Genomic DNA, 12200 nt, shown 5'->3' on the forward strand with positions numbered 1-12200 from the left:
CCGAACCCGCCCCCTTGGTGGGCACCCTTCGTGCCCGTGATTTCGCTTATCATCGTGATTGCCGGCGTCGTGCTGGCGAGCGGTGGTTACATCAATCAGCTGAAGGATCACGGCCGCCGGCTCGACCAGCTGGAAACCGACGCCCGTACCGATGCGAAGACCCGCACAGAGATGTTGCAGCAGCTCGACCTTCGCCTCGCCCGAATCGAGGTGAAGCTTGAAATGATGGCGCCTCCGAAACCGGAGAAGGTGCCGTGATCGATGGCGGGCTGATCGTCATGCTGATCGGCGCGCTGGCGCTGGCGATCGGGCCGTTCGAACGCGTGCTAGCCAACCGGCGCTGGGTGCGAACCGAATTGATTGAGCCGGCGCTCCGTAGCGCCTTCCCGCCGCCCCCGCCGGAGCAGCGGCTGGATCGCTTGGCGGTGTCTGCCGATGCCGCCGTCGAGAGTGCGAAGCTTCGCCGTCTACGCCGGCCTTTCCGGCGGGGGCGGCCCTAGAACCGCGGGCGGCCGGCTGCCGCCGTTAAAGGAGACAGTGATGAAACTGATCGACGGGTGGCGCCATGCCTGGCGCCTCTGGTCCGTGCGGCTGTCCGCGTTCGGCGCGGTGCTGATGACGTGGGCGGCGCTGACGCCGGATGCGTTGTTGCAGGCGTGGAACGCCCTGCCGGCGGACGTGCGGGCGCTGCTGCCCGAACAGGTGTTGAAGGGGGTGCCGGTCATCCTGTTCGCCGCCACGCTGCTTGCTAGGCTGATCCCCCAGCCCAAGGCGGCGGCAAAGATCGAGGGGGCGGCCGATGGCAACGCCTGATCCGGTTCGGCGCCCGCCGTCGAAGAAGACGCTTGCCGGCGTCGTCGGGTCTGCCGCGGCCGCCGCTGCGCTGTTCATGTTCGTGCCGAAAGAGGAAAGCGGGCGACAGGTGGCGGCGACGGTTAATCCCGACCAGTCCATCACCGTCCGCCACGTCGCCGGCCGGCAATACCTCGACGCCTATCTCGATATCGTGAAGGTGCCGACCGCCTGCGACGGCATCACCAAGGGTGTCCGGCTCGGCATGCGGTTCACGCCGGCCCAGTGCGACGCCATGCTCGAACAGGAGCTTATCGCGCACGCTGAACCGATCATCGGGTGTATCCCGGCATTGAGGGGGCGGACCAACCAGGTCGTCGCGGCGGTGTCGCTGTCCTACAACATTGGGGCCACAGGTGTGTGCAAGTCGAGCATCGCACGGCTGTGGAATGCCGGGCAGTGGCGCGCCGGCTGCGACCGCTTCCCCTTGTTCAACAAGGCAGGCGGACGCGTGATCGGCGGCCTCGTCAAGCGTCGCGCCCGCGAGCAGGCGATATGCGTGCAGGGGCTGGCGGCGTGATCCGGGCGCGTCTGATCGCGGCGGGCGTCGCCGTCGCGGTGCTGCTGGCCATCGTATGGGCGATCCACCGCAGCGGCGAACGAACGGGCGCGGCGCAGGTGACGCAAGGCGTCGAGCGACAGCATTCCGCGCGTGCCGCCGAGGCGCGGGCCGACGAACGGGCCGCGGCTGCCGTTTCCGATTCCATCGGCCGCCGGGTGGCCCGGGCCGATGACCTCTCCACTCAGGCCGTGAAGGCCACGATAAAGGACCTGCGCGATGCGATCGAAGCTGTCCCGCCCGCTGCTGCTGGCGATCCTGTTCCTGCCGCTCCTGTCGACCGCCTGCAAAACAGCCTCAACGCCGGCATCGATCGCGCGAACCGAGCGGCCGAGGATCCCGGCGCTATCTCCCGAACTGGTGAAAACGGAGCATCTTGACCCCCTGACGGCGAAGCCCGTCGGGCAGCTCGTCACGATCGACGTCGCGATCCTCACCGAGATCATCACGCGCTTTGCTGAGGCGGTGGGGGCCGTTGAGCGTGGTAATCGCCGGTCGATTGGTGTCGCTCTGGAGCGCAGATGCACTGCGGGGCTTCTCGCGACGGGCAAAGCTCCGACCGGCTGCCCGTCGGCGTCACCCTGAGCGGCTGACCAGATCGGGGTGGGGGTGCGGTTCGTCCACACCCCATTTGCCATGAGACGGAGAGTGGGCTGAACCGACCATGTCGGGGCGCAACATCACGGTCTCGCTATCGACTGTGCCCATGATCCGCTGCACCAGGTCGTCAGTGACCTCGTTGCGGATGCGATCGACGTTAAGACTGAGCGCCCGCGCCTGGTATGGCTTCAACACAGACAGCGCGACCCAGATATTCGTGCGCAGTTCCTCGCGTGTGATCCGTCTCATGACGCGTGCGCCCAGAGATCGCGGATGCCGAGCGCGCGCTCGGGCAGGCCGAAAAATTCGGCGAGGCGCCTGTGCTCATCCTGACGCAATGCGAGCGGCACGCCGTCGACGACGAAGCGGCGCAGGTAGCCCGCCGGCCGGCCGATCATGCGCGACAACGCGGCATAACTGTCGGGTCCGGCCTCGATCACCTTTGCCAAAGCTGCGCGCGGGTCGGGCGTGCCGCCGCGCGGCGTTGCGGTTCCGGCCCTCATGACGCCAGCCACGCGCTTTCGGCATCCTCAAGGGCTTCCCAGTCGTCGCCGCTGGCGCGCTGCGCCTGTAGCCACTTGCGGGCGTCCTCGACTGTGCCGGTGCGGGGAAAGCTGCGATCCTTAGCGGCGCTGTCGGCAAGCTGCGCGACGAACCCGCGCGCGCCGGTCTGTTTGACCAACCATGCGCCGAACGGCTGGCGGTCGGCGTCGTCGATATATGCTGTCGCCATCGTCTGATCCTCCTGCGAATCGTATGCGCAATAAGATAATCGTTCCGCGTTTGTTCCGCTAGGTCGAACCCGTCAGAATCCCGTCGTCAGTATTCGCCACCAGCGCCGTAAACGTGCCCAAACGCCGGTGCGCGGCGGGGGTGGAGGCGGGCGCCTCGGCGCGGGCGGGGGGTCGATATGGCGTCGAGCGCGCGAGGATGACGGGCGGCGGGCCATTCGCCGGCTATACCATCCGCCGGTTCACGGCACCTGAACACTTCGAACACGTCCGCAGGCCGATGGCCGAGCGGGGGTGCCGTGCGTCAACACGGCAACCAACGGGATAAGAGCCCGTCACGCGCGGCTGGCCTAGCCGCAACGCCCCGCACCTGCGCAACAGGCGGGGCTCCAATGAGCGTCAAACATCATGGAGTCGAATCCTTATCACGTTGCCCCGACATCGTTTGTCGGGGGTGTGGCCGGTGAATCCGCCGGCTATCTTTTGAGCGCGGCCGCCGATCTGTTCGGTCATCGCGAGGTCGTGGGCTTCGGCGAACATGCGTTCTTCGTCGCCTTGCTTGATCGCGATCGAGCCGACGCGATCATTATCGACCGACACTATAGCGCGCGGGTCTATCGCGGCTCGACGCTGCACCTGGGCGTCTGGATCGGGGGGCAGCTGCAGGGCGTGCTGCAATACGGGTTCGCCATGAACCCCGCGTCGGCCGACAGCGTCGTCGCCGGCACTGGGATGACGGAGTACCTCGAACTCAACCGCATGTGGCTCGATGACGCCGCGCCCCGGAACAGCGAAAGCCGAGCACTGGCGGCGTCGATCCGGCTGATCCGGCGGCTGAAACCCGCGGTGAAGTGGATTCAGTCGTTCGCCGACGAGCGCTGCGGATTGTTCGGCACCGTCTATCAGGCAGCCGGCTTCACCTATCATGGGGAGCATATCGGCATTTTTTGGGAGCTGGATGGCGACTTTTACCACAACACGCTGATGACGGCCGGGGGCCGCCGGGCGCAGTCCCCGCGGGCATCGCACCTACTGTCGAACAAGGATCGCGCGATACGCCACGAACTGCGCCAATTCCGCTATCTGCGCTTCCTCAAGCCACGGTTCGCCCGCGGATGCCGTCACCCGGTGTTGCCGTTTCCGAAGCCTGATTATCGGGAAGGGGAATGATGGAGCGGCCCGACGGGGTCGCACCGTCCTCGCGCGCGGGGGAACCGCGCTCGTCCGATGGACGGGCCGCATTGCCGTTCTGCTGAATGATCCAGGCGGCAACTGCAAGCCTCAATCTCGCGGCCGGCGTAGAGGTCGCCGACCAAAATCCAGTTCGGGAATAGTTCGGGACTCTCGGCTCCGGACGTTTCCTTTTTGGTCTCGTCGGTTCCGCGAAACGGGCGCTTGCCCCGGCCAAAAATGGCGGTATTACGCGGGTCTCCCGAGAGGGGGCGCTTAGCTCAGTTGGTAGAGCATCTCGTTTACACCGAGAGGGTCGGCGGTTCGAGCCCGTCAGCGCCCACCATCACCCCGATGATCAGGCCTGTGCCGCCCCGAAGTCCGATGGCGTTCGCCGCGGACCGCCGCTGCCGCGCCGGTTGAGCGCCTGACGCACCCGATCGAGCAATTCGGTGCGCCGATAGGGCTTGCTGAGCACGTCGGTGGCGCGTTTGCGGGGTCCGTTGACGACCAGTTCCTCGTTGTAGCCGGTGGTCAGCAGCACAGAGACGCTGGGATCGCGCTCCATCACCGCATCGGCCAGCATCAGACCGTTCATGCCCCCCGGCATCACCAGATCGGTGAACAGCAGGTCGATATGATTGTCGGGGTGAACCTTGTCGAAGGTCTTGAGGCCCTGTTCGCCGCTAATCGCGGTGGTGACGCGATAGCCCGCGCTCGTAAGGATCTCGCTCGCCACCGCCAGCACTTCGTCATTATCCTCGACGATCAGCACATGTTCGACATAGCCACGCGGCTGCGCCGGTGCCGCGTTTAGCGCGTCGACGCTGGCATCGGACGTGCCCGCCTCTTCGGAGGGGCGCGCGACGGGGAAGATCATCATGACGCTGGTGCCGCGACCGTCTTCGCTCTCGATGTCGAGGCGGCCGCCGGACTGGCGCAGGAAGCCGCTGGCCATGGCGAGGCCGAGGCCCGTGCCCTGACCGACGCCCTTGGTGGTGAAGAACGGTTCAACCGCGCGTTCCAGCACCTCGGGCGGCATGCCCGTGCCTTCGTCCTTCACCTCGAGCACGACATAGTCGCCGGGCGCCAGTTCGCGTGCGGTTTCGGGGGTGAGCGACAAGCGGCGCGTGCCGATCGTCACCTCGCCGCCATTGGGCATGGCGTCGCGGGCGTTGTTGACGATGTTGAGCAGCGCCATTTCGAGCTGATCAGGATCGACGACGACGTGCGGCAGCCCGCGGCGCAGGCTGAGGTGCAGGTCGACGTATTTCGACACCGAGCTTTCGATCACCTCGCTGAATTCGGTGACGAGGTGGCTGAGATCGATCGCGCGCGGTTCCAGCCGCGTCTTGCGGGCGAAGGCGAGCAACTGGCGGGTGAGCTTGGCACCGCGTTCGGCGGCCGACTGCGCCGCGGCGACGTAGCGCTTGGCCTTGTCACTGTCGGTGACGGCGGACAGCAGGTCGAGATTGCCGTTCACCACCTGCAGCAGGTTGTTGAAATCGTGGGCTAGGCCGGCGGTGAGCTGGCCGATCGATTCCATCTTCTGCGCCTGGCGATAGCTCTGTTCGACGTTGCGGCGGCGCGTGACGTCGAGCTGGCTGGCGAAGAAATAGAGGAGGTTGCCCTCGACGTCGTAAACCGGGCCGATGAACACCGCGTTCCAGAACGGCGAGCCGTCGCGGCGGTAGTTGAGCAGTTCGAGCGCGATCGACTGGCGGGCCTCGATCGCCTCGCGCAGTTCGGCGACGGCGCCGCGATCGGTCTGCGACCCCTGCAGGAAGCGGCAGTTGCGGCCCAGCACCTCGGCTTCCTCATACCCCGTCAGGTCGAGGAACGCCTTATTGGCGAAGGCAATCGGATTGTCGTCCTGATTGGGATCGGTCAGGATCATCGGCATCCGCGTCATCTCGATCGCGGCGAAGAAGACGTTGCCGCGATCGTCGAGGCCGGGGCGCGTGATCGTGCTTTCGCGCCAGTGATGCAGGCCCGGGCGGCCGATCGGGTCGTCGTGACCGCTGTCGATCGTGCCGGCGGAGGGGACCCCGGTCGCCTGTCCGATCAATGGCGCGTCGGACGCGGTGCGTTCAGTGGGGTGCTGGGAGTCATCAGCCATGGATTCGGGCATGGCCCAGTCGGCCCCAACAGGCAACTCGCGACCGTGACTGGTTTATTCCACCGATCATGGTCGATCGCCACCCTCGTCGCGATATTTGATCTCTAGATAGCGGCCGCGCGTCGACAGGCTGTCGAGGTCGCTCTGTGCCAGCCGCGCGGTCATGTCGGCGATTTCCTGCTCGATCAGCTTGAGGCCGGCGACGAGTTCGGCGTCGGGCGTGCGGCCGTTGCGCTCGACGCGGCGCAGCGGTTCGGGAACGCGCGCATAATCGGTGACGAAGGCGGGCAGCTGTTCGCCGATCAAGCGGCGGACCTCATAGGCCTCTTCCTCGCGGCCGTCGAGCCGGCCGAGCTGCGCCGACAGCGTTTCGAGACGGACGCCGATCTGGTCGACCAGCCCGCGTGCCGGCGCGGGCAGCATCGGGCGCTGCGCATCGAGCCAGCGTTCGGTCTTGGCGGGCAACGTCTTGATGTCGGTTTCGCGCAGCACCTTTTCACTCGGCGCGCGGGCGGCAGGCGCGATGGCGATGGCGATCGTCACCGCCGCCATCAGCAGCAGCACGGCGAGCCCGCCGAACAGGCCGAGCGGCACGACCATCCCCGCCACCGCGGCGGCGATCAGGATGATCGCGTTGACCGCGCAGATGATCGCGAAGCGCGTGCCGACACCGACCGCCTTGCGCTTCAGCCGCTTGCCGTGCGCGCGATACACGGTGCCGAGCTTTTCGGCGACCGGCCCGCGATAGTCCTCGCTGATCCGGGCCATTGTCGCGCGGGCGCGGGCGATCTGTTCGTCGACCTCGGTCATGCCAGTCTCACAGCGACTCCAGGCGATAGCTGTCGGTCGACGGACCCTTCAGCGCGCCCTGCGCGGCGCCTTCGGCCCGCGCGATATAGCCCTTCGACTTCTCCACCTCGCTGCCAAGCGCCGTGACGGTGGTCTTCATCGAATCGAGCGCCTTGATCTTGAACGTGTCGATCGCATCCATCGTGTCGTAGATATTCTGGAAGGCGCGTTGCAGCGTTTCCAGCGGGATGGTCGAGGCGGCGGCCTGTTCGTGGATCGCGGCGGTGTTGCTGCGCAGCAGTTTGCCAGTCGAATCGATGATGTTGGCAGTCGTCGTGTTGAGCTGGGTGATCGATTCCAGCACCAGTTTCTGGTTGGTCAGCGCTTGCGCCACCGTCACCGCGGTGCGCAGCGCCGAGACGGTCGTGGTGCTGGCGCGATCGACGCCCTTCACCAGTTCGACGTTGTTCTTCTTGACGAGGTCGAGCGCCAGATAGCCCTGCACCGTCACTGCCATCTGCGTCAGCAGGTCTTGCGTACGCTGGCGCGTGTAGAACAGTGCGGTTTCGCGGATCGCCTTCGCCTTGGCGGGATCGGTGTGGTCGAGATCGGCCGCCGTCTCCTCCAGCTTGGCGTCCATCGCCTTGCTGAGGTGGATCATCTGCTCGAGCCGCCCCATCGCGCCCCACAGATTGGCGCGCTCGGTATCGATCGCGGCATTGTCCATCAGCAGCTCGTCCTTGCCCGACGCAAGGTTCTTCAGGATCGCGCTGATGTGCGTCTGCGACGACTGATAGCTTTCGAAATAGTCGCGCATCTTCGATCCGAAGGGGATGATGCCGAAAATCTTCTTGGGGCCGCTGAGCGCGCCCTTGCGGCCGGGATCGAGGTCTTCGATCACCCGGCGTAGCTGCGCGAGATCGGCACCGACGCCGCTTTCCTTGTCCATCGCGCGGATCGGGCGATCGAGAAAGCGGTTCGACTGGCCCGCCGCCTCGCGGATTTCCTTCGCGCCCATCGCGGTGATCGCATCGACGCGCTTGCCGAATTCAGGGCTGTTGACGTCCTCGGCGACGAGATCGCGGACGAAGGTGTCGACGCGGGTTTCGAGCTGCGTCTTCTTGGCGTCGTCGATCGGCACGAGCCCGGCGGCGCGCTCGGCCTGCACGGTCGGCACGGGATCGGGCGGGGTCAGCACCAGCCCCGGTTGCGTAGGTGCGCTCAAGGTATCGGCGCTCGTCGCCATCATCGTCCTCCAGCGGGCATCGGCCCGTTGCCCCGCAATGTGCCGGTTGCGGGGGCGGGGTTCAAGTGTGTCATTGGAATAATACGCTTGTGCTCGATGCCGGGGGTGATTCGGGTCGCGGAAGTGGACGAAGTGGACGGTACGTTACGTCCGGAAACGCCACCTGTGCTGCGCCTGCCGACGGAGGGCAGGGCGAGGGTGGGCGTGGCCATGGCGGCGGTATAGCGGATTGGGGGCGTGTAGGACAGCGGGGTTGCGATACGGTGGGAGGTTGGCGTCCACGTGGTCGTCGGTGACGATCGAAGCATATGGCGGCCATGCGCCCCTTTGGAACGATCGCGCCCGATCCGGCGGCTCACCCCCGTTGAAGGCCCAAGGGAGGACTTTAGCATTATTATCAACAACGAGCCGATAAATATTGCAAGCGCGCGCGAGCCAAAAGCTCTCGATAGTAAAACCGTCGACCGACGTTGTCGAATGCTTGTCGATCCATTTTCGGCTGGTAATGTTGCGAAGACCCTTCACTCGAATGGTCATTATCGGGGGATATATGAAATATTCGAAATTGGGGTTGCTTCCCCTGCTCGCTTTGGTGACCGCATGCGGCGGTAGCGATGGATCAAGCGCGGGTGGGGCGGTGAGCGTTACACCGGCTCCCTCGCCAGCCCCTACGCCGGCGCCCACCCCGACGCCGACACCCGCTCCTACGCCCACGCCCACTCCAGCGCCGACTCCAACCCCGACGCCGACATCGGCAACGCTGCCGATCTCCTCCCCCATCCCCAGCGATGGCAATTGGTCGACCCTGCAGGGTGACCCGGGACATACGGGTTATGTTGCCGGGAGCTATACAGCCGCAAAATTCGCCGACGCCTGGACGATTACGACCCCCAAACCTCCTAGCGATGTCGCGGCACGGGCGGGAAGCGTATTCTACAATGTGCTGCAGGCGGACGGCCACATCTACACGCAGGCCGTATCGACCACGAGCGGCGCGTCGCTGTGGGGTTTCGATCTTGGCGGAAACAATGTTTACCCAAATACGATGCCATTCGGTCCAGCCTACGCGAATGGTCGCGTAATATCGATGGCGCCGAATAACACATCATCTGCCGCACCGTTTCAGGTGATCAATGCTTCGAACGGTGGTTACGTCAGTACGGTAACGTACGATGCACAATTCAGTAACGGTAGCGTCGTAACGCCCGTTGGAGATGAATTGTTTTTCACATCAGGGTATTATGGCAACGTCGTGTTCGCCGCGAACGCCGCCACGGGAGACAAAATCTGGCGTAACTTGGACAGTACGCAGTATGGCGGCTATGTCATGCAGGGGGAGAGTGTCGCCGTCGATCAAAAATACGTCTACTTTTTCCGCGTTGGGTCGCTTTCGATCCTAGGTCGGGATGGAAATCTTCTGCAAAGCATTCAAAACCCGTTCTTTTCGCAAAATTACATAAGTTACTTCGGGGAATATGACGGCGCTCCGATGCTGGACGGTAATGGCCACGTATTTACCTATGCAGACAATTATATGTTCGGTAAATCGTTGCCGCTTATCGGTTTCGCCCTCAATGCCGCCAAGCCAATGTGGCGTACCAGTTATAGCTATACTGGACAGCCTGCAGTCCGGGGTGGTAAAATCTATGCTGTCCGGTCCTCCAGCACGATGGTCGACGTGATCGATGTGCTCACCGGCTTGGTCACGAGCTCGATCAACGTGGGCGGCAGCGGTAACCTGACCAGCAATGTGATCGTCACCGACAGCCATCTGTTCGTCGCGAATGCGGCAACGACGTTCGCCGTAGATCTGAATGGCGGTAATCCGGCGCCTACTTGGACAACGGCATTCGGCGGCAACCTGGCCATCACGCCGGATGGGTATCTGATCATTTCCACCAAGACGGGTCTGCACGCGGTGAAGCTCAGATAGGTTTCGGCTCGTACGGCGGCGGGGGGCGATGATCGGCGCAAGGATCACTCCGTCATCCATCCCCGCCCCCGCCCCCCTTCCCGCGACGCAACATTTCGGCTATGGGCGCCCGCGATACCCTATAGATCAGGAATTCCCATGAGCCTCCGCAACGTGGCGATCATCGCGCACGTCGATCACGGCAAGACGACGCTGGTCGATCAGCTCTTCCGCCAGTCCGGCACCTTCCGCGACAACCAGCGTGTCGAAGAGCGCGCGATGGATTCGAACGACCTCGAAAAGGAGCGCGGGATCACGATTCTCGCCAAGCCGACCTCGGTCGACTGGGCGCCTCCCGGTGGCGGCGAGACCGTGCGCATCAACATCGTCGATACGCCGGGCCACGCCGACTTCGGTGGTGAGGTCGAACGTATTCTCTCCATGGTCGACGGCGTCGTGCTGCTGGTGGATTCGTCGGAAGGCGCGATGCCGCAGACGAAGTTCGTGACCGGCAAGGCGCTGGCGCTGGGCCTGAAGCCGATCGTCGTCGTCAACAAGGTCGACCGTCCCGACGCGCGTATCCAAGAGGTGCTGGACGAGGTGTTCGACCTGTTCGTGTCGCTGGACGCGAACGACGAGCAGCTCGATTTCCCGGTGCTCTATGCCTCGGGCCGCAACGGCTATGCCTCGACCGACATGGACGCGCGTGAGGGCACGCTGATCCCGATGTTCGAGACGATCGTCAACCACGTGCCGCCGCCCAACCTGGACAAGGACGCGCCGTTCACCTTCCTGGTGACGCTGCTCGACCGTGACAACTTCCTGGGCCGCATCCTGACGGGTCGCGTCAATTCGGGCACGGTGAAGACCAACCAGCCGATTCATGCGCTCGACAATGACGGCAACATCATCGAGACCGGCCGCGCGTCCAAGATCCTGTCGTTCCGCGGGCTCGATCGCGTGCCGGTCGACGAAGCGAGCGCGGGCGACATCATCAGCCTCGCCGGCCTGACCGTCGCGACGGTCGCCAACACGATCGCCGACACGACCGTCAGCGAGCCGCTGCACGCGCAGCCGATCGATCCGCCGACGCTGTCGATGCGCTTTGCGGTGAACGATTCGCCGATGGCGGGTCGCGAGGGCAGCAAGGTGACGAGCCGCATGATCCGCGACCGCCTGTTCCGCGAGGCGGAATCGAACGTCGCGGTGAAGGTGACCGAAGCCGCCGATCGCGACAGCTTCGAAGTCGCCGGCCGCGGCGAACTTCAGCTGGGTGTGCTGATCGAGACGATGCGCCGCGAGGGCTTCGAGCTGGGCATCAGCCGCCCGCGCGTGCTGTTCGGCGAGGATGAGGACGGCAAGAAGACCGAGCCGTACGAAACCGTCATCATCGACGTGGACGAGGAGCATTCGGGCACCGTCGTCGAGAAGATGAACCTGCGGAAGGCCGAGCTGACCGACATGCGTCCGTCGACCGGCGGCAAGACGCGCATCACCTTCTCCGCGCCCTCGCGCGGCATGATCGGCTACCACGGCGAGTTCCTGTCGGACACGCGCGGCACCGGCATCATGAACCGGCTGTTCGAGCGTTATGGTCCGCACAAGGGCCAGATCGAAGGCCGCAAGAACGGTGTGCTGATCTCGAACGGGGCTGGCGAAGCGAACAGCTACGCGCTCGGCCCGCTCGAGGATCGCGGCATCCTGTTCGTCGGCCATGGCGAGGCGCTGTACGAAGGCATGATCATCGGCGAGAACGCCAAGACGGATGACCTGGAGGTCAATCCGATGAAGGCGAAGCAGCTGACGAACTTCCGCGCATCGGGCGGCAAGGACGATGCGATCCGCCTGACGCCGCCGAAGAAGATGACGCTGGAACAGGCGATCGCGTACATCGACGACGACGAGATGGTCGAGGTGACGCCGAAGTCGATCCGCCTGCGCAAGCGCCACCTGGATCCGCACGAGCGCAAGAAGGCGTCGCGGGCCAAGATGGCGGCGTAACGCTTTCGGGTTTGGGTTTGAGAAGGGGGCGTCCGAGCGATCGGGCGCCCTCTTTTTTTGTGTGCTGTGCGGCGGGCCGGTGATCTCGCCCTCCTCGTCACCCCCGGCTTGACCCGGGGTCCCGCTTTTTGGCGGGGCGGAGAAGAAGAAGCGGGACCCCGGGTCAAGCCCGGGGGTGACGGGGGAGGGGGCAAGAAGTGGCGACGTGCCGCCTCATGCCG

Annotated in this window: 14 protein-coding genes and 1 tRNA gene; 9 read left to right on the forward strand and 6 right to left on the reverse strand. The window is 64.8% G+C overall.

Translation table 11 applies throughout. The annotated features are described in order from the left end of the window. The first annotated feature begins 30 nt into the window (after nt 1–30). The 5 genes from GGR47_RS07665 to GGR47_RS07685 are packed head-to-tail and all read left to right on the forward strand — an operon-like array spanning nt 31 to nt 1791. Nucleotides 31–258 carry a hypothetical protein gene (locus tag GGR47_RS07665; protein WP_147035346.1) on the forward strand — a complete coding sequence of 76 codons (228 nt, stop codon included), beginning with the start codon at nt 31–33 and terminating at the stop codon, nt 256–258. Next, a complete protein-coding gene (locus tag GGR47_RS07670) occupies nt 255–500 on the forward strand; it encodes a hypothetical protein (RefSeq protein ID WP_147035347.1) in 246 nt (81 codons plus the stop codon). Before GGR47_RS07665 ends, GGR47_RS07670 begins: the two co-directional genes overlap by 4 nt. Before the next feature lie 40 nt (nt 501–540). After that, nucleotides 541–813, forward strand: coding sequence for a DUF7940 domain-containing protein (locus GGR47_RS07675; protein WP_147035349.1), 273 nt, complete (start codon nt 541–543; stop codon nt 811–813). Next, the gene (locus GGR47_RS07680; protein WP_147035351.1) at nt 800–1372 is read left to right on the forward strand and encodes a lysozyme; all 573 of its coding nucleotides are present in this window, start codon (nt 800–802) and stop codon (nt 1370–1372) included. The genes GGR47_RS07675 and GGR47_RS07680 overlap by 14 nt, the downstream gene beginning before the upstream one ends. Beyond that, nucleotides 1369–1791: a hypothetical protein gene (locus GGR47_RS07685; RefSeq protein ID WP_147035353.1), complete on the forward strand. Its 423-nt coding sequence runs from the start codon at nt 1369–1371 to the stop codon at nt 1789–1791. Before GGR47_RS07680 ends, GGR47_RS07685 begins: the two co-directional genes overlap by 4 nt. Nucleotides 1792–1987: 196 nt before the next feature. Here the strand turns inward: GGR47_RS07685 and GGR47_RS07690 are convergent, their stop codons facing one another. Genes GGR47_RS07690 through GGR47_RS07700 form a run of 3 tightly spaced genes read right to left on the reverse strand, consistent with a single transcriptional unit; the run spans nt 1988 to nt 2744 of the window. Then, on the reverse strand, nt 1988–2260 hold the full coding sequence (locus tag GGR47_RS07690) for a hypothetical protein (RefSeq protein WP_147035355.1): 273 nt from the start codon (nt 2258–2260) through the stop codon (nt 1988–1990). Continuing rightward, complete coding sequence (locus tag GGR47_RS07695) at nt 2257–2514, reverse strand: hypothetical protein (protein ID WP_221204683.1); 258 nt, start codon at nt 2512–2514, stop codon at nt 2257–2259. Before GGR47_RS07695 ends, GGR47_RS07690 begins: the two co-directional genes overlap by 4 nt. After that, complete coding sequence (locus GGR47_RS07700; RefSeq protein ID WP_147035358.1) at nt 2511–2744, reverse strand: hypothetical protein; 234 nt, start codon at nt 2742–2744, stop codon at nt 2511–2513. The genes GGR47_RS07695 and GGR47_RS07700 overlap by 4 nt, the downstream gene beginning before the upstream one ends. A gap of 406 nt (nt 2745–3150) precedes the next feature. Here GGR47_RS07700 and GGR47_RS07705 point away from each other — a divergent pair, with 406 nt between their 5' ends. Together GGR47_RS07705 and GGR47_RS07710 are read left to right on the forward strand one after the other, a co-directional pair. Beyond that, nucleotides 3151–3912, forward strand: a complete 762-nt coding sequence (locus tag GGR47_RS07705; RefSeq protein WP_147035360.1) for a Mom family adenine methylcarbamoylation protein — start codon at nt 3151–3153, stop codon at nt 3910–3912. 270 nt (nt 3913–4182) lie between these two features. After that, nucleotides 4183–4258, forward strand: a tRNA-Val gene (locus GGR47_RS07710). Nucleotides 4259–4270: 12 nt separating this feature from the next. Here the strand turns inward: GGR47_RS07710 and GGR47_RS07715 are convergent. From GGR47_RS07715 to GGR47_RS07725, 3 genes are all read right to left on the reverse strand, one after another. Then, the gene (locus tag GGR47_RS07715) at nt 4271–6031 is read right to left on the reverse strand and encodes a histidine kinase famiy protein (RefSeq protein WP_147035362.1); all 1761 of its coding nucleotides are present in this window, start codon (nt 6029–6031) and stop codon (nt 4271–4273) included. Between the two features lie 66 nt (nt 6032–6097). Next, nucleotides 6098–6841 carry a hypothetical protein gene (locus GGR47_RS07720; protein WP_147035364.1) on the reverse strand — a complete coding sequence of 248 codons (744 nt, stop codon included), beginning with the start codon at nt 6839–6841 and terminating at the stop codon, nt 6098–6100. Between the two features lie 7 nt (nt 6842–6848). Continuing rightward, nucleotides 6849–8066, reverse strand: a complete 1218-nt coding sequence (locus tag GGR47_RS07725) for a toxic anion resistance protein (RefSeq protein WP_043060855.1) — start codon at nt 8064–8066, stop codon at nt 6849–6851. Between the two features lie 550 nt (nt 8067–8616). Here GGR47_RS07725 and GGR47_RS07730 point away from each other — a divergent pair. After that, complete coding sequence (locus GGR47_RS07730) at nt 8617–9999, forward strand: outer membrane protein assembly factor BamB family protein (protein WP_244304970.1); 1383 nt, start codon at nt 8617–8619, stop codon at nt 9997–9999. Between the two features lie 138 nt (nt 10000–10137). Next, entirely contained in the window at nt 10138–11979 is a 1842-nt protein-coding gene (gene typA, locus GGR47_RS07735; RefSeq protein ID WP_043060842.1) for a translational GTPase TypA, read from the forward strand. Nucleotides 11980–12200: the final 221 nt, after the last annotated feature.

The sequence above is a fragment of the Sphingomonas aquatilis genome, from assembly GCF_014196115.1.
GTDB lineage: Bacteria > Pseudomonadota > Alphaproteobacteria > Sphingomonadales > Sphingomonadaceae > Sphingomonas > Sphingomonas aquatilis.